The organism is Oceanospirillum sp., from assembly GCF_982874595.1.
On record NZ_CEYNZH010000004.1, the window covers coordinates 94812 to 111643 of the forward strand.

At 48.5% G+C, this 16832-nt stretch carries 13 protein-coding genes; 8 read left to right on the forward strand and 5 right to left on the reverse strand.

The annotated features are described in order from the left end of the window. The first annotated feature begins 6 nt into the window (after window positions 1–6). From AC4GL5_RS03300 to hemH, 5 genes are all read left to right on the forward strand, one after another. Window positions 7–1017 carry a DUF368 domain-containing protein gene (locus tag AC4GL5_RS03300; protein ID WP_490381357.1) on the forward strand — a complete coding sequence of 337 codons (1011 nt, stop codon included), beginning with the start codon at window positions 7–9 and terminating at the stop codon, window positions 1015–1017. Window positions 1018–1523: 506 nt separating this feature from the next. After that, complete coding sequence (rpoS, locus tag AC4GL5_RS03305) at window positions 1524–2498, forward strand: RNA polymerase sigma factor RpoS (RefSeq protein WP_490381358.1); 975 nt, start codon at window positions 1524–1526, stop codon at window positions 2496–2498. Window positions 2499–2765: 267 nt separating this feature from the next. Next, complete coding sequence (locus tag AC4GL5_RS03310; protein ID WP_490381359.1) at window positions 2766–4547, forward strand: GGDEF domain-containing protein; 1782 nt, start codon at window positions 2766–2768, stop codon at window positions 4545–4547. A 166-nt stretch (window positions 4548–4713) separates the two neighbouring features. Continuing rightward, complete coding sequence (locus tag AC4GL5_RS03315) at window positions 4714–4998, forward strand: DUF6482 family protein (protein WP_490381360.1); 285 nt, start codon at window positions 4714–4716, stop codon at window positions 4996–4998. Between the two features lie 147 nt (window positions 4999–5145). Next, complete coding sequence (gene hemH, locus AC4GL5_RS03320; protein ID WP_490381361.1) at window positions 5146–6189, forward strand: ferrochelatase; 1044 nt, start codon at window positions 5146–5148, stop codon at window positions 6187–6189. A 92-nt stretch (window positions 6190–6281) separates the two neighbouring features. On the opposite strand, the gene AC4GL5_RS03325 is transcribed toward hemH, so the two are convergent. Then, complete coding sequence (locus AC4GL5_RS03325; protein WP_490381362.1) at window positions 6282–6989, reverse strand: 16S rRNA (uracil(1498)-N(3))-methyltransferase; 708 nt, start codon at window positions 6987–6989, stop codon at window positions 6282–6284. A 107-nt stretch (window positions 6990–7096) separates the two neighbouring features. Between AC4GL5_RS03325 and AC4GL5_RS03330 the strand changes: the two genes are divergently transcribed. Beyond that, window positions 7097–7756 (forward strand): DsbA family protein, encoded by a 660-nt coding sequence (locus AC4GL5_RS03330; RefSeq protein WP_490381363.1) that lies wholly within the window; start codon window positions 7097–7099, stop codon window positions 7754–7756. Window positions 7757–7766: 10 nt separating this feature from the next. Here the strand turns inward: AC4GL5_RS03330 and AC4GL5_RS03335 are convergent, their stop codons facing one another. Continuing rightward, window positions 7767–7970, reverse strand: a complete 204-nt coding sequence (locus tag AC4GL5_RS03335) for a hypothetical protein (RefSeq protein WP_490381364.1) — start codon at window positions 7968–7970, stop codon at window positions 7767–7769. Window positions 7971–8569: 599 nt separating this feature from the next. Here AC4GL5_RS03335 and AC4GL5_RS03340 point away from each other — a divergent pair. Then, the gene (locus AC4GL5_RS03340; protein WP_490381365.1) at window positions 8570–11296 is read left to right on the forward strand and encodes an EAL domain-containing protein; all 2727 of its coding nucleotides are present in this window, start codon (window positions 8570–8572) and stop codon (window positions 11294–11296) included. Between the two features lie 125 nt (window positions 11297–11421). Here AC4GL5_RS03340 and AC4GL5_RS03345 read toward each other — a convergent pair whose 3' ends face one another. The 3 genes from AC4GL5_RS03345 to AC4GL5_RS03355 all read right to left on the reverse strand — a co-directional run bounded on the left by AC4GL5_RS03345 (window position 11422) and on the right by AC4GL5_RS03355 (window position 14400). Next, complete coding sequence (locus tag AC4GL5_RS03345) at window positions 11422–12618, reverse strand: amino acid aminotransferase (RefSeq protein WP_490381366.1); 1197 nt, start codon at window positions 12616–12618, stop codon at window positions 11422–11424. A gap of 354 nt (window positions 12619–12972) precedes the next feature. Further along, window positions 12973–13710 (reverse strand): oxygen-binding di-iron domain-containing protein, encoded by a 738-nt coding sequence (locus AC4GL5_RS03350; RefSeq protein ID WP_086480863.1) that lies wholly within the window; start codon window positions 13708–13710, stop codon window positions 12973–12975. Between the two features lie 81 nt (window positions 13711–13791). Continuing rightward, window positions 13792–14400 carry a hypothetical protein gene (locus tag AC4GL5_RS03355; RefSeq protein WP_490381367.1) on the reverse strand — a complete coding sequence of 203 codons (609 nt, stop codon included), beginning with the start codon at window positions 14398–14400 and terminating at the stop codon, window positions 13792–13794. Between the two features lie 384 nt (window positions 14401–14784). Here AC4GL5_RS03355 and AC4GL5_RS03360 point away from each other — a divergent pair, with 384 nt between their 5' ends. After that, the gene (locus AC4GL5_RS03360; RefSeq protein WP_490381368.1) at window positions 14785–16719 is read left to right on the forward strand and encodes a methyl-accepting chemotaxis protein; all 1935 of its coding nucleotides are present in this window, start codon (window positions 14785–14787) and stop codon (window positions 16717–16719) included. The last annotated feature ends 113 nt before the right edge of the window (window positions 16720–16832 follow it).

The following is a 16832-nucleotide window of genomic DNA, read 5'->3' on the forward strand; positions in this document are numbered from 1 at the left end:
TCCTGATTGAACACCTCTAAGCCGTCCGATCCAAACCAGACTCATTCAGACCAACCTCAGCCTGATCGATCAAAGGCAGAAGGGCATCGGCATCCCCGCGTGGCAAAACATCAGTATGGTATCCGGGTTTTCTTTAAAGGTATGGCGATGGGGGCAGCGGATGCGGTGCCCGGTGTTTCCGGTGGCACTGTTGCGTTTATCACAGGTATCTACGAACAGCTGATCGAGTCGATTCGCAGTATTAACCCCGGCCTGCTGCTGACCTGGCGAAAAGAGGGTTTTAAAGCGGTCTGGCAGAAAATGGATGGCACCTTTCTGGTAACCTTGCTGGCGGGCATTATCAGCAGTATTTTGCTGTTGGCTCATATCATCAGCTATCTGCTGGAAGAGCAGCCTGTACTCCTTTCATCATTTTTCTTTGGGCTGGTCAGTGCATCAGTACTGACTATTTACGGTGAAATTCAAGACCGCAGCTGGAAGACAACCTTAGCCTTGTTTGCGGGTGTCGTGCTGATGATGCTGATTAATCAGCTGATGCCGACTCTGGATGTGGGTAACCCTCTTCATGTGTTTATTGCCGGTTCCATTGCGATCTGTGCGATGATTTTGCCGGGTATCTCCGGTAGCTTCCTACTGTTGATGATGGGCGTGTATGGCGGTGTGATGCATGCGGTGAAGAATCTGGAGCTGATCACCATGCTATGGTTTGCCGGAGGTTGTGCGGCAGGTATTCTGAGTTTTTCTCAGGTGCTGAGCTGGTTATTTCACCGTTTCCGTCAGACCACATTAGCGCTGTTAACCGGTGTTCTGATTGGTTCTCTGTCCCAGATCTGGCCCTGGCGTCAGGTGGTATCTTACAAAATAGATAACCATGGTAAAGCCGCGCCTATCACCCATGACAATCTTCTGCCCTCTGCTTACGGACAACTAACCGGTATGGATCCTCAGATGGTGCCTGCCATTATTCTGATGATTCTTGGATTTGCATTGGTCTGGTTTTTTAATCGGCAGAATTAAAAATAAATTAATCGAATGATGGGTTTTGATTAACTTCTCTATCTTACTGATCTTCAAGGCTGTTTGATGTTTTTCAGGCAGCCTCTTTTGTTGCAATGAATTTTTTTCATTGATGTTTTTTTAATGGATTTTAAAAAATTGGTTGCACACTCTCCTCAGAACGTTATAGCGTCATAGGTACAGAGTAACTGGGAGTCCCCTTGGTTACCTGTAAAGTCGCAAAGCATTTCTTAAAGTTGATCGGTGAAAAATTATTATAAATCAAATGATTAGCTGCTTTGCAAAAGACCTGGAGGTTCACGCAGCGTGAGCCGGTGATGAAAACTTCAATGAATTGAGCACAGATGTTCAAACAACGTACTAAAGGCCATTTTGGTCGGTTGTGATAATTTGGTACATAGGAAGTAGAGCAGTCACAACACCCAGCCACAGGCCTGTATTGATAAAAATAACAGTGAAGGTGCTTTCTTTTAAAGAACCTCACCACAGGACATGGGAATACTGCTATGACGACTTTAGATCATGATTTTGAAACAGAGCATACCTCCGTATTAGGTACGGACAAACATTCCGATTCTCTGTCCGCTGAGAAGCAGGCGGAAGCAGATTTTGAACGCGCCCTTGAGCGTGAAGATAAGTCTGAGAAAAGTCTGGATGCCACTCAGCTTTATCTCAATGAGATAGGTTTCTCCCCTCTTCTCTCCCCGGAAGAAGAAGTTTATTTTGGCCGCCTTGCCCGCAAGGGTGACGAAGCAGGCCGACGCCGTATGATTGAAAGTAACCTCCGACTGGTGGTTAAGATCGCACGTCGTTATCTGAACCGTGGACTCTCACTGTTGGATCTGATTGAGGAAGGTAATCTTGGTCTGATCCGGGCTGTCGAAAAATTCGATCCTGAACGAGGCTTCCGTTTTTCGACCTATGCTACCTGGTGGATCCGTCAGACGATTGAGCGTGCGCTGATGAATCAGACTCGTACTATTCGTCTGCCAATTCATGTGGTGAAAGAGCTGAATGTCTACCTGAGAGCGGCTCGTGAACTGACCCAGAAGCTGGATCATGAAGCGACAGCAGAAGAGATTGCAGCATCTCTGGACCGCCCGGTTGAGGCTGTGGAAAAAATGCTGGGCCTGAATGAGCGTGTTACTTCCATGGACTACCCGGTTGGTGGTGATATGGATAAGCCTTTGGTTGAAACCATCGCCGATGCAGAAGATATGGATCCGGCCAGCATGCTGCAGAAAGATGACTTCACTCAGCATATGGATCTCTGGTTATCTGAATTGACTGAGAAGCAGTCTGAAGTGGTGGTTAGACGCTTTGGTCTGCACGGTTACGAGCCCTCCACCCTTGAACAGGTGGGTGAAGAGATCGGCCTGACCCGTGAGCGTGTTCGTCAGATTCAGGTTGAGGCCCTTCGCAGGTTGCGTCGTATGATGGAGAAGCAGGGGATCTCAATAGAGTCTGTCTTTGCTGACTGATCTTCTGACCTTTGCTGTTATAAAGCCATGGTTCACGCCATGGCTTTTTTATTGTCACAATACCCTTGTATAGCTTTTTTAGCAGGAAAGGGAGGCATCTACATATAAACGTCATTTTCAGGCTTTAAGCTTTTTGATTGATATCTAAGTTTCATCTCTTATGCATACTTAAAGCACGTTTGTAGCAATTTTGTCATTTTTCGCTGGTGTAATGATTCCTGTCGCGAAGGGGTATCCCTGCGCCGTTTTATTGGAGATGACATTTCAATGGCACATACCGCCGAGTTGCTTGATATTATTGAATCGCAACAGATCAGCACCCTGTTTCAGCCAATTATTAGTGCTCAGGGGCAGTCTATTTTTGCCTATGAAGCGCTAAGTCGGGGGCCTGCAGACAGTTTTTTTTGTAGTCCGATTCGCTTGTTTGAAGAAGCGAAGCGTCAGCAGCAATTGTTTGCTCTTGAGGGCGTGTGCCGTAGTCGTGCTATTGAAAACTTCACCCGACAGCAGTTACCGGGAAAACTCTTTCTGAACGTCACTCCTGAAACGCTTCTGCAAGCAGACCATCACAAAGGCTTAACATTAGACCTGTTGAATAACTATGGTCTGCGACCTGACCAGGTCGTGATTGAAATTACCGAACATTCCCCAACGCATGATTATGAACTGATGTGTCGCGCTGTACGTCATTACCAGGGAGAGGGCTTCTCAATCGCCCTGGATGATCTGGGAGCGGGCTATTCCAGCCTCCGTCTCTGGTCTGAGTTGCAACCGGAGTACGTCAAAATCGACCGCCACTTTGTCTCTGGCATCGATAAAGATAAGGTAAAGCGTGATTTTGTGCGCTCTATCGTTGAAATTGCCCGGGCCGTTAACAGTCAGGTGGTGGCAGAAGGTATTGAAACCCGTCAGGAATTTGAAGCGCTGTCAGAGATTGGTGTTGATTATCTGCAGGGTTATTATTTTGCCCGGCCACACCCTAACCCGGTTCGGGAAGTTCCACAGTCAACTCAGATGGTCTGGCAACAGATCAAGGAGAGTAGAGAGATGTACAAGGATGATGGGCAAATCGGCCGTCTTAAACTGGATATCCCCCCAGTGACGCCTGAAACCCTGGTGGAAGAGGTGGTGGATATCTTTGAGCAGAATGAGCACTGGTTTTCTGTCCCCGTTGTTTCCGGTGGGATTCCGGTTGGAATGATCAAGCGTTCTCGGTTATTGCAAAAACTCAGTAAAGCTTTTGGGCGTGATCTCTACAGTAAAAAGCCGATCAGTCAGATTCTGGATCAGAATGTTATGACTGTAGAGCGCCACATGAGAATGGAAAAGGTAAGCCAGCTGGTGACTCAAAGGAACCGCAACAGGTTGGAAGAAGACTTTATCATCACAGAGAATGGTTACTACTACGGTGTTGGCCAAGTGATCGATCTTCTGCGTATGATCACTGAGATGCAGCTGAAAAGCGCGCAAAACTCAAACCCGCTAACGGGTCTGCCGGGTAATATGCTGATTCAGGAGCATATCGACCAGTTAATTGCCAGTAAGACTAACTTTGTCACCTGTTATTTTGATCTGGATAACTTTAAGCCCTACAACGATCAGTATGGGTATGCCAAAGGTGACGATATTCTTCTGAGTGTTGCCCAGCTTCTGAAAAAACACAGTCATCCTCAGCTCGATTTTGTGGGGCATGTGGGTGGTGATGATTACGTGGTGATTTTTCAGAGCGCTGACTGGCAAGGTTATGTACAGGCTGCTCTTGAAGAGTTCAGTCAGCATCGTCGTAGCTTCTATAGTCCGGATCATTTGGGCGATGGGGGGATTTGGGCGGAGGATCGATTCGGAGAGAAGCGTTTCTTTGGCCTGATGAGTATCTCTGTTGCTGCGATCGATTCAGAGTCGGCAGATTTTGGTTCGGCTAAAGAGATTGCCAGCCAGCTAAGTCATATTAAGCACGAAGCTAAGCACTCCAAGGGTAACAGCTTAGTGGCGCAGCTGGCGGGCTCTGTTGTGAATCTGTTCTCAGAATCAGAAGAGTGTCTTGCCTGATTGTTGCTCTTTTGAAGGCTGTCACAGAACTGTCATTAAAATGTCGCAACACTGTCTTTTAGCCTGTGTATAACAGGTATTACTGAAAGCAAGAAACGATAGGTTGGTAAAAAAGCTAACCGCGAAAATGACATGATAATGAGATAATGAGATAATGACTATGAAAATGACAGAACTACACCATCATCTGCAACAGCATCCGGCAACCGATATCCAGATCCAGTCTCACCATGAAGGTGTGTACTTCACTGTTGAGATCAGCCACGAAAATACAAACTATCGCCTGCAAGGGCAAAAAGGAAAACCTCTGGTCTTTCGAGATGAAGAAAGTGCCCGTGATATGTTGCAGCAACTGGGTATTCAACAGGTTAAATCCCGCCGTATTCTTTCCCGTCTTTCTGCTTTGGCCCAACCGGTACTGAATCAGGGCTGGCGAACTCAGGTCGCCTGATCGTTGCACCCTAAATAAACCATTTTTTTTTATTCTCAAGGACACGTTATCATAACAGCACCGTATAAGAGCCTCAGATGCTGAGTTGCATACCTTCAGGGTGCAAGCGATAAAGCCGGGTTGATGTGTTGTAAACAGGGAATAACGATGTCCGATGTTACCTTAGCTGCAAATGCAGTGTCCGCCGTTACCGGATCCGCGCGTAATGGCCGTGATTCAAACCTTCGTCAGGGGGTGCTCCTGGTTAATCTGGGTACTCCTGATGCTCCTACCCCTGAGGCGGTAAAACGCTATCTTGCTGAGTTTCTTCATGATCATCGTGTGGTCGACCTGACCCGCTGGCTGTGGTGTCCGATTCTGCATGGCATCATTCTTCAGGTTCGTCCTAAACGGGTAGCAAAAGCCTACGCAGGAGTCTGGACGGACAAGGGGTCTCCTTTACTGGCAATCAGTCTGCAGCAGCAGGCAGCGATAAAAGCTGAACTGAATCAGCGCGGGCTGGATCTGCCGGTCGAGCTGGCGATGACTTACGGTAATCCTTCCATCGATAAAGGTTTGCAGGTGTTGGTGGATCAGGGGGTGGAAGAGGTCATTGTATTGCCACTGTACCCGCAATATTCTGCCACCACCACAGGTGCTGTATTTGATAAGCTGGCTAAGGTCATTGCCAAGCGCCCGGAGTTTCCGGCGATTAGTTTTATCCGGGATTATTGCCGTCGCGACCGTTATCTGGAGGCGCTGGCGCAATCGGTTAAAGATCACTGGCAGGAACATGGCAAAGGTGAGCGGCTTCTGATCTCTTTCCACGGTATTCCCAAGCGTTATGCGGATAATGGTGATCCGTATCCCCAGCATTGCCATTACACTGCTGAACAGCTCGCGTTGAGGCTTGGTCTTGATGCTGGAGAGTGGTTGTGTAGTTTCCAGTCTCGTTTTGGTCGTGAAGAATGGTTGCAACCCTACACCGATAAAACTCTGGAGCAGTGGGGGCCGGAGATCGGTCAGGTTGATGTCATCTGTCCGGCATTTGCTGCGGACTGTCTGGAAACACTGGAAGAGATTCAGGTAGAGAACCGGGAGATTTTCTGTGAAGCCGGAGGCGAATCGCTGAGCTATATTCCGGCGTTGAATGATCGGGAAGACCATATTAGCTTGCTGGCAGATCTGATTCAGGAGAAGGTGCACGCCTGATATTGAGCATTCCTGCGTGATGCAATAAGCCCTGCTGTCGGATAGATCGCAGGGCTTTTGTTATTAGCGGTTCAGTTTTGGCGTTGTTTGCATCAGAACAGGCGTGCGAGCAGCGCTGTCACAGCGGTCTCCACACGCAGTATGCGATCACCCAGATGCACTGGCTTTAGGCCTGCTTCGACCAGCTTTTCCACTTCGTAGGGTATAAAGCCACCTTCCGGGCCGATGGCCAGAGTGGTTTGTTCTTCGAGGCCGCGCGGACAGGCATCCGGGCTTCCGGGGTGCGCCACTAATCCACGGGTACCGGCAACAATCTCCGGCAAGCGATCTTCAACAAAGGGTTTAAACTGGGTTTCCAGTGTGACTTCTGGCAGCAGCGTATCCTTGGCCTGCTCAAGGCCCAGTATCAGGTTGTCATGAATTTTTTCCGGTTTCAGCTCCGGAGACATCCAGTAACTTTTCTCAACCCGCTTAGTATTCAGCAAAATCAGCTGTTTCACCCCCAGGGTACTGATATGTTGCAGTGACCGAGCCAGCATACGGGGGCGTGGAAGTGCCAGAATCAGGGTGAGTGGCAAAGGTGCAGGAGGTTGCTGAGTAAAAGAGGTTTGCAGGATGACGCCATTAGAATCGGATTGCATCACAATACCCGAGCCCATCAGCTGATTCAGGCGGCCCACTTTAAGTTGGTCACCCACCGCAGCACGGTGCACTTTCTGGATGTGTTGAGCTCTGTGATCGGTCAGATGAGCTTTATCTTCGGTGATAAAGTCCGACTGGTACAGTAAGATTAAATTCATCGTCATACCCTGCCTCAAGAAGCAGGCATCATAATCTCACCAGCCCGCATTGCAAGTTTCGTTAGCCTTGCCGGCGATGAGAAGCGACAAAAAGAAGGTTTCCCCCTATGGCTACAAACTCAATGACAGACTATCTGGTACAGTTGACTCAGGATGAAAAGCCCGCTCTGGTTTATATCATGGATCCCATGTGCAGCTGGTGCTGGGCGTTCAAGCCGGTATTAACAGAGATTAGGAACACCTTTCCGGAATTAGGTTATTACACATTGGCAGGCGGTTTGGCTCCGGATAGTGATGAACCGATGCCGGATGCACAGCAAGAGCAAATAGCTGCGACCTGGAAAAAGATAGAGGCAATGGTGGGGACTAAGTTTAACCATGATTTCTGGCGGGCTTGGCAGCCCCGACGTTCAACCTATCCTGCTTGTCGTGCTCTTTTGCTGGCCAGAAAAGAAGGTAAAGAAGATGCGATGATTTCTGCGATTCAGCAAGCCTACTATGGGGATGCAAGAAATCCGTCGGATAGTGATACATTGATTGATTGCGCCAAAAAGATAGGTATGGACGGCAATGTGTTTGAACTGGCGTTGAGCAGTGAGGCTATATGGGACGAGTTTGAAAATGAGCTTGCCTTCAATCACCATTTGGGCGTTCGAAGTTTCCCGACTTTAGTGCTGAAAACCACAAATAAATGGTTTGAAATTGCTCTGGATTATAAAGACGCATCCGTGATGATTAATCAGATTCACCAGAGACTGAATCGCTAGTCCTCCTACTTTATAGCGCGGAGGCCTGATCGGTTTCGCTATTAGCGGATTCCGTTTTTTTCATCGACTTCAGCAGCTCGGCATGTTGCATCATGTTTGCACGGCCCGCATCAAGCTTTTCGATGATGGCTTTAAAATCAGTAACAAAGCGATCATTATTATCACTGATTCTCTGATTCAGAGCGACAATTTGACGAAGTGTATCTAATGACATAGGAGTGTCTCCCTTCGGTTAACACGACAAATAAGTTGTATTTATTTGGCTTGTTTTTATTGAAGCAAAAGGTATTCATTTAATAAATGTTTTAAATGAATCTTTTTGTAACCAATACACCGAAGGGAGTGAGCTATCAGACCTGAGGCCTGATTCCTGCTCTTCTTCGGCTTTTTGCCGAAGAGGTCACTCCTCCTATTTTATCCTTAAGCCTGGAGCGTTTAAGCTCCAGCTGCCCCAAAAGAGATTCCAGCTCTGCCAGCAGCTGATCGCTGCGGTAAAAATGGCTCCTGCATGATGTTAAATGTTTCATTCGTTCCCTCACTGGATATGATTTTTGTTTTTCCAGATATTTGATGTGGGACTTTGAGAATGGCGATTTCTGACGATAATGTTAACCCATAAGTCTGATAAAACACTTTTGTTTGATCTATATCAAGGCGATTAAGTTGTATGTTTGATGGATCAATAGCTGCTTTTTGTCCGGGATTGGAAATATAGGGTTATAGAGCAAAATAGTGATCTGAATACGGTTGCCGTAATGTTATTTTGTGTAATATTAGGTGTTTAAATTTTATCTTACCCGAGGTAGGCAAAAAATGTTTCCACAGGGATGTTACCACCGTGAATCAGGTGTCATGGTTTTTATCCTGTTGCTGCTATTCATGCCCTTTTTACCGGCATTTGCTGACAGCGGTGAGAAGACTCAGGTTGCCCTGACGGGGCAAGAGCAACAGTGGCTGGATGGCCGTATGGGCATTGTGACGGTCGGCATCGCTTTTGTGCCGCCGCATACCCTTTCCCAGGATGAGGATGGTCATTACCGAGGTGTGGCTATGGACTTCCTGACGCTTCTGGAAAAGAAACTGCCTCTAAGTTTCAAAACCCGTTTTTATCCCTCATATGCGGAGATGCTGGAAGGTGCAAAGCAGGGGGAGGTGGATATGGTGTTTGCAGCGTCAGCAACACCGGAGCGCGAAGAATATCTGTTGTTTACTCCGCCTTATACATTTCTGGCTAATAAGATTTTTGTCCGTAAGACCTCTCCGGATTATAAGGACGTTGGTGAACTGTCAGGAAAAACGGTTGCTGTTATTCGACGTACTGCGATTGCAGAGCATCTGAGGCTCTTTAATCCGGATATCAATCTGCTGGAACTTAAAAGCTCCCGTGATCTTATGCTAGCGGTTTCTTCCGGTAATGCTGATGCGGCTATTTCTGTGGTTGCCAGTGCCTGGTGGCATATCAAGCAAGAGGGCATCAGTAATCTCGATGTTAGTGGTGATGCTAACTTCAGTTATGCGGTGCGCTTTGCTACCCGGAAAGATCTTCCTATTTTGGTTTCTGTCTTAGAGAAGGGGCTTTACAGTATCAGTGATGCTGAACGTGATCTGATCCATCGTCGTTGGCTGCATCCGGAGATATCCGGAGTGATCAACAAAGAGCTGGTATATCGCTATGGTGGAATAGCTTTTGCTTTGTTTCTGATGGCGTTGGTGGTTTTTGCACTTTTCTCCGTGCGCCGGCTGCGCCGTGAAGTCAACCAGCGGCTGATTACTGAAAAGGCACTTCGGGTCAGTGAAGAGCGCTTTGAGCTGGCAGTACGCGGCACTAACGACGGGATTTGGGATTGGAATCTGGAAACAGACCAATTGTATCTGGCTCCCCGTTTTCTGGAGATTCTTGGTCAAAAAGTACAGGAGTGCGGTCAGGAGTGGAAAAGCACTGATATGTGGCTTAAGCGGGTTCATCCTAAGGATCTTTCTGACGTCCGGGAGGCGGTTAAAGCGCATATTAAGCGACATGAAATATTGGATATCCGATATCGGGTACGCAGCGAGCAGGAAAGCTGGTTGTGGATCCGGATGCGAGGTCAGGCCCAATGGAACAAGCAGGGCCGTGCGGTTCGTCTGTGTGGTTCTATTATGGATATTACAGAGAGTAAGCGCTCAGAGGATGAGGTGCGTCGTCTGGCTTACTTCGACCAGCTGACAGGTGTTGCTAACCGTGAACGCTTCAAATTAAGCCTTCAGGGGGCTGTGAATAAACTGAATATTCAGGGCCGCTCGTTTGCGGTGATGTTTGTCGATCTGGATCATTTTAAACTGATTAATGACTCTCTCGGGCATCGAATCGGTGATCTGCTGCTGTTTCGGGTTGCAGAGCTGATCCGGCGTGTATTGCCGCCATCCAGTTTCTTGGGGCGTCTGGATGGTGATGAGTTTGCGATCTTACTGGATGAGCCTAAAAGTGTGCTTGAAATCCGACACTGGGCAGAACACCTACAGCAAGAGCTGACCCAGCCTATGATCCTGGATGGACATGACCTGCGGGTCTCCGGCAGTATCGGCATCTCTTACTGGACTGATGGGCCTGCGACTATTGAGCAGGTGATGGAGCAGGCTGATATTGCTTTGTCCGAAGTGAAACGGGAGCAACGGGGCCACTACCGCTTCCACGAAGCACAGATGAGTCAGCGGATTTTTGAAAATACCCTTCTGGCCAAAGATCTGGAGAGTGCTCAGCACAATGGCGAGCTTTTTCTGATGTTCCAGCCTCAGATCGGTTTGCAGACGGAAAAAGTCATCGGTTGTGAAGCCTTGATTCGCTGGCATCATCCGGAGCGCGGGGTGATCTCTCCGGTTACTTTTATCCCCCTTGCTGAAGAGCGGGGTCTGATACACCAGATTGGCCGCTGGGTGATGGATGAGGCCTGTCGACAGGCCCGGAGCTGGTTGGACCAGGGTGTGAACTTTGGGGGGATTGGGGTGAATGTTTCCTCGTTGCAGCTTCTGGCTCAGGGATTTGTCGAGCAAGTTGAGTCGATTCTGGCCCAACATCGTGTGCCGGCCAAATACATTGAACTTGAGATAACAGAGACGGTTTTGGTGCAGGATATCCGTCAGGCTGAGATGGTGATGAATCGTCTGCGGGCACTGGGAATTCGTTTCTCTATTGATGATTTTGGCACGGGGTACTCTTCACTTCTTTATCTGCAGCGTTTACCTATTGGGCGTCTCAAGCTGGCTCAGGAATTTGTACGGGATACCATGACTACCGAAGGTGGTTTACAGGGACAGAATGAAGCGGTTGTCGCAGCCGCGCTTCAGTTGGGTAAGAATCTGAAAATTCCGGTGATTGCTGAAGGTATTGAAACCTTTGCACAGTTTGAGTGGCTAAAGCAGCAAGGGTGTGACGAAGGGCAGGGTTATCTGTTTGCTAAGCCGATGTTGGCATCCGATTTTAGTGCATTTACGCATCATACTGAGTCCCACGGTATCTTACCGGTGCCGGTTGATCCGGAGAACACCATGATGGTGAGCTGAGGGTTGTCAGCAAAGAAGGGTATGGCTTAAAAAGGTCATTTAAGAAAAAAGGGTCACTTAAGAAGTGGCCCTTTTTAGTGGGTGCTACTTAGTGGGTACTACATAGTGGGTACTACGGCGTTGGGTTAGCGACTGATCGCTTCTGCTATCGCCTGGCTCAGACGTTCCAGATTGCTATCATTAATCCCGGCGATGTTAATACGGCCGGAATCGACAGCATAGATTGCATATTTTTCTTTCAGATACTTCACTTCAGTCTTGCTCAGACCTGAGTAAGAGAACATACCTTTCTGTGCGGTAATAAAGCTGAAGTCACGCTCCGATGAGAGTGATTCCAGGTTTTTTACCAGCTCGTTACGCATACGGTGGATACGGGTGCGCATCTCGGCCAGTTCCGTTTCCCACTGCTGGCGCAGGGTTGAATCAGACAAGATCGTCGTCACGATTGCTGCGCCATGTGCCGGTGGGTTGGAGTAGTTCGCACGAATACAGTTGCAGGCTTGTGAGAAGACATTACCACAATGCTCTGCCTTGGCGGCAACCACACTTAAAGCACCAATACGCTCATTGTAGAGGCCGAAATTTTTCGAGCAGGAGGTTGTGATCAGCGCTTCCGGACACTTCTCCAGAATCAGTTTCATGCTCTGTACGTCTTCTTCCAGACCGTCACCAAAGCCCTGATAGGCGCAATCGATCAGAGGCAGCAGGCCACGTTCTGATACCACTTCGCTGATCTGTTTCCACTGTTCCAGAGTCGGATCGATACCGGTTGGGTTATGGCAGCTGGCGTGCAGCAGAATCACATCGCCGGCAGGTATCTGGCGGATCGCATCCAACATATTGTCAAAGGCCAGAGCGTTCTGCTGCGCATCGTAGTAGGGATAGGTACGCACTTCAACACCTGCACCGGCAAACACGTGGAAGTGGTTGGACCAGGTCGGATCACTTACCCAAATTTTAGCTTCAGGGTTCAACGCATTAATCAGATCTCCTGCGACTCTCAAAGCACCCGTGCCACCAGGGGTTTGTGTTGTTGCAATTCGTTGTTCGGTAATCAAAGGGTGGTTTTCACCCAGCATCAGGCCTTGCAGCAACGGGGCTAGCTCTGGGGCTCCTGCCGGGCCGATATATCCTTTGCTCTGTTCATTCTCCAGAATCAGGCTCTCTGCTTTTTTTACCACCGGAAGAATAGGTGTTCGACCATCATCATCTTTGTAAACACCAACTCCTAGGTCGATTTTGGATGGTGTGGGATCTTTTTTAAATTCCATCATGAGGGCCAGTAAGGCATCACCGGGAATTGCTTTTACATTCTCAAACATGGATGGCTCCAAAGCAGTAAAACGGTTTTAAAGTTATTGTTTTGGCAGGCCTGATTGATAGGTAGCCATTGTAACTTGTTGATAATAACGTCTTTCCGGATAGGGCTTACGCGTAGGTCAAAGGCCAACGGCGTAAAAGAAGAGCTGGCTGTGTAAGATTATTTTTACAGTTTGAAAAGGTGGCGTAAGCTCTGGTGTAAGAGTGGATGAGATGTATGGAAAAAATTACGAGCAGTCGACCATCCCGTGGAAATATTTTAAGACAAGAAAAAGCCCGATAATTTTCGATCTGAATTATCGGGCTACAAACTCTTATCTATCTATTGAGATTAAATCGGTTATTGGCGGACAGGGTTAGTGTCCGATGCCGGTGCCAACTTCCAGTTCATCCAGCCAGTCCAGGAAGCGCTGTACATCACGGCCTTTAAAGATGGCGCCGTGCTGGGGAGCCATATATTCGATATCCAGCTGGCGTACACGACGAACCCAGTCTTTTTTAGCCCGGTTGGAAGGCATCCAGCGTTGGTGGAAGAGGCGCATTTTTTCAACATGGGCGTCGAAGTCTTCCACAAACAGAGGCGCACCATCCGGCAGAAGAGCGGCACCGATATCACCACTCATCAGAATCTTAGCCTGGGGGTCATACACACTGAAGTTACCTGAAGAGTGCATGTAGTGTGCTGGGATAAATTGGATTTCAATATCATCCAGGCGAATACTCTTGCCTTCATCCGGCAGCGGGTTGTAGCGGATGCTGTTGCAGCCGAAGTGACGCAGAAACCCTTCCCACAGCCAAGGGGCATGTAGCTCGGCATGGGGCAGGGTTTTATCCCACAATCCAAGAGACGAGATGATATCCGGGTCCTGATGTGAGGCAAACAGGTGGGTAATCTGATTGACCGGAACGTGGTGGACGACCGCTGCCAGCATCGCAGAGAAGAGTTCGATGCCACCCGGATCCAGCATAATGGCGTGGTTAGTTGTCTTGATCATGTACTGGTTGGTATCAATGATCTTACTGGGACGCTCTTCATCTCGTCCGAAAACCAGCCATTCGTGGCTGCGACCTTCATGGAGTTTTACAACTTTCATAATTAAGTCCGGTTTGGTTCCTGTTGGTGTCCCTGTTCAGACGGATGACAACAAAATAGGGCTCTGAGGATGATGGCGATATCACCGTTCCAGTGAATGACGACACTTGGTGGCAATATGCTTGATGCGATTGGCTGCTTTTTCCAGCTTGATCACGATTCCTTCAAGACTTGCCTGATAACTGTCTGCTGCGGTCGCGGCTTCCAGTCGTGATGTTGCGGTAACCACATTGGCTGCCAGCATGCGGGATTCAATCTCATCCAGCAGCTCGAACAGTTTACGCATGTGGCGTCTGAGCTGAACCGATTGCTGATGATGCTCGTTGTAAGCTTCTTTGGCGATAGGGTCCAAGGTTCCCACATGGGGGGCCGCAGACGCTTTTTGTTGTGCCGTTGCAAACCGGGCATTGGCGTCTGAGCTGTGCAGTTCGTTCAGCGATGTTCTTGATAGTACCAGGGCTTCACGGTTGATCTCTTTCACCAGCCAGATGGTGTCATTGGCCAGCTCAACCATAAAGTCAGTAATCGGTTTAAAGGTGCGAACGTTATCACCTGCCCGTGCCACCAGAGCTTTCGCATTCATGGCTTCCAGGGAGATATTTTTGGCTTCAGTGAGAACTTCACTCAGCTCCGCAGCAACGGTTGCTGCGTTGATAAAAAAGTGTGCGCTGTTCTTGCTTCTGGAATGCATTGCAAACACCACGGACAGGCAATTAAAAGGATATTTAAACTAAGCTAATTATGGTGAGCCTACCGGAAGATGACAACCATTTGCTGAGGGGAATAAACACATCAATCAGAAGGAAATGACCCACGGTAAAATTGTCACCCCCGGAATTTTTCGCTTTACACGAAAATAGCGCGTTTTCATCGTTTTTTGCAGCAAAATAGTGTGGTAATTAATTGAAAAAGCGTAATAAAGCGGTTTTTATTGTGCGACGAAAGTATTATTCTTTCGCCAAGGTCTGAGGCTTTATGGATCTGAAGCCCGGAAAAATAATAAGTACACCTAAGGCATGATGATGTTGCTGAAGGGTGGGTAACCACAAGTTACTAAAAGAATTTAGGTACTGTTATGTCGAAGCAGTCATTTGCACTGAATAGCCGGTTACTCCGCCCGGTCATTATCGCTATTGTCTTTCTGGCGGGTATTCAAACCCTGTTGACTATTTTTCTCACCGCCTCAGGTGGCGAAAATCTTGTCTCTGATATACGAAGCCGCCTGAGTGCTGAAAACGGAAAAGTGTCCGATGAACTTCAGGCAGCCAGCCATGGGGTTCAGACACAGATCAGTCGGATGACACAGAATGTTTCCGGCGACCTCTCAACTAAATTGCGTGCTCAGCTCGAGCAGGAAAAAGATGCTACCGTTGCTTTACTGGAATCCTCTTTGATGGAGACCTCGCGCAATATGGCTGTGTTACTTGCAGCGGTAGCGCCACAGGCGGTCTGGGATCGCGATACCCCATTACTGACCCAATACGTCAAGATGGCGCACGAGAGTGAGCATGTCGTCTTTGCCGGTTTTTATGATGGGTATGGTAAACGCCTGACCCGTTATCTGAATCGTAAAAGCGATCTGGTTAAAGAGTTGATGAAAACCGGTTCCGGTGACAATTCGCTGGATAGGGTGATTGATGCTGCGAAAAAGCATGAGCGTCTGATAGTTATCGAACAGCCTATTAATCCCAATGGTGCGGTGATCGGTCGCTTGGTTATCGGTGTCAGCCGTGATGCTGTGATTGAAGGCACTCAAAAAATGGAAGCCGGGTTTAATCGTCTGATTGAACAAAGTATCAACTCCGTTAAAGCGAGTATCGATGCCGGTGGCGCTGAATCTGTTGCAGAGCTTCAGCAGCGGCTGGATGGCATTCATAAGCACAATGATGCCGCCCGTGACCGTATCGGTGAGAGTATTGAACGTTCTTCGGAAAATCTGGTGACTCAGATGACGCTGGTTTCTGTGATCAGCGCTCTGGTGCTGGTGGTTGTTCTGGTTGCCGTGCTTTCTGTTCGTCTGCTGCGTCGTGTGAATGTGCTGACCGATGCTCTGGAGGACCTGTCTGCAGGTGAAGGCGATCTGACTCAACGTATTAAGGTGAAAGGCCGTGATGAGATCACGGATATGGCCGAAAAAGTAAACCATTTTGTGGAGGCGATTCAGGTCATCATAAATGATGTTCAGCAACTGTCACGCCATACTACCGATGTGGTCAGCACCATGCATAATGGGACGTTACAGGCTTCAGAGGCAACGGAGCGTCAGCAGGTGGCGGCTTCAGAGGCATCAGCATCTGTTGCTTATATCGCTCAAAGCGTGGCAGAAGAGAGTGAAAGCGTTGCTGAGACTCTGAATAATGTTGATCAGATTCGTGAGGAGACCAACCAAAACTCTATGATTTCACGTCGGGTACGTCACGATATCGAAGCCCTGGTAACGGATGTTGAGACAACGGCAGAGGTGATTAATAGTCTGGCGACCCAGAGTGATCAGATCGGTGATGTGCTGGATATGATCAAATCGATCGCAGAGCAAACCAATCTACTGGCGCTGAATGCAGCCATTGAGGCCGCCCGGGCCGGAGAAAGTGGTCGTGGATTTGCCGTGGTGGCCGATGAAGTGCGTATGTTAGCCAGTAAAACGCAGCAATCGACAGAAGATATTGAGCAGCAGATCAGCGAACTTCAGTCCGGCACTAAAAAAGCGGTTCAGGCAATTAATGAAGCCAGTGAAGTGGCCCGTAACAGTATCGAGGGAATGCGCCAGTCTGATGAGCGTCTGGCTAATGTCAGCAGTTCTGTGGATAACCTGCATCGTATGTTCGAGGCGATCACCAGTATGACTTCTGATCAATCATCCCGCGCGCAAAGCATGACCCATGCTCTGGAGCAGATTGTCGGTGAAGCCCGGATGACATCTGACGTTGTGGATCAGGCCGCCGTGACCAGTCGGGAGCTGGAATCTCTGGTTAATGAACTAGGACAGAAAGTGGGCCGTTTTAAGGTTTAATCTAGCGGGTTTAACGTTTCGATAAGAAAACCGTCCCAGCTTAGCCGGGACGGTTTTTTTGTTTTACTCGACATAGCTGATCAGCTGTTGCCGCGGGAATCAGCGCTGCGCCG

Coding starts and splice junctions, on each gene's coding strand:
- rpoS (WP_490381358.1), top strand. CDS start 1,524: ATGACGACTTTAGATCATGATTTTGAAACAGAGCATACCTCCGTATTA.
- AC4GL5_RS03310 (WP_490381359.1), top strand. CDS start 2,766: ATGGCACATACCGCCGAGTTGCTTGATATTATTGAATCGCAACAGATC.
- AC4GL5_RS03315 (WP_490381360.1), top strand. CDS start 4,714: ATGACAGAACTACACCATCATCTGCAACAGCATCCGGCAACCGATATC.
- hemH (WP_490381361.1), top strand. CDS start 5,146: ATGTCCGATGTTACCTTAGCTGCAAATGCAGTGTCCGCCGTTACCGGA.
- AC4GL5_RS03325 (WP_490381362.1), bottom strand. CDS start 6,989: ATGAATTTAATCTTACTGTACCAGTCGGACTTTATCACCGAAGATAAA.
- AC4GL5_RS03330 (WP_490381363.1), top strand. CDS start 7,097: ATGGCTACAAACTCAATGACAGACTATCTGGTACAGTTGACTCAGGAT.
- AC4GL5_RS03335 (WP_490381364.1), bottom strand. CDS start 7,970: ATGTCATTAGATACACTTCGTCAAATTGTCGCTCTGAATCAGAGAATC.
- AC4GL5_RS03340 (WP_490381365.1), top strand. CDS start 8,570: ATGTTTCCACAGGGATGTTACCACCGTGAATCAGGTGTCATGGTTTTT.
- AC4GL5_RS03345 (WP_490381366.1), bottom strand. CDS start 12,618: ATGTTTGAGAATGTAAAAGCAATTCCCGGTGATGCCTTACTGGCCCTC.
- AC4GL5_RS03350 (WP_086480863.1), bottom strand. CDS start 13,710: ATGAAAGTTGTAAAACTCCATGAAGGTCGCAGCCACGAATGGCTGGTT.
- AC4GL5_RS03355 (WP_490381367.1), bottom strand. CDS start 14,400: ATGCATTCCAGAAGCAAGAACAGCGCACACTTTTTTATCAACGCAGCA.
- AC4GL5_RS03360 (WP_490381368.1), top strand. CDS start 14,785: ATGTCGAAGCAGTCATTTGCACTGAATAGCCGGTTACTCCGCCCGGTC.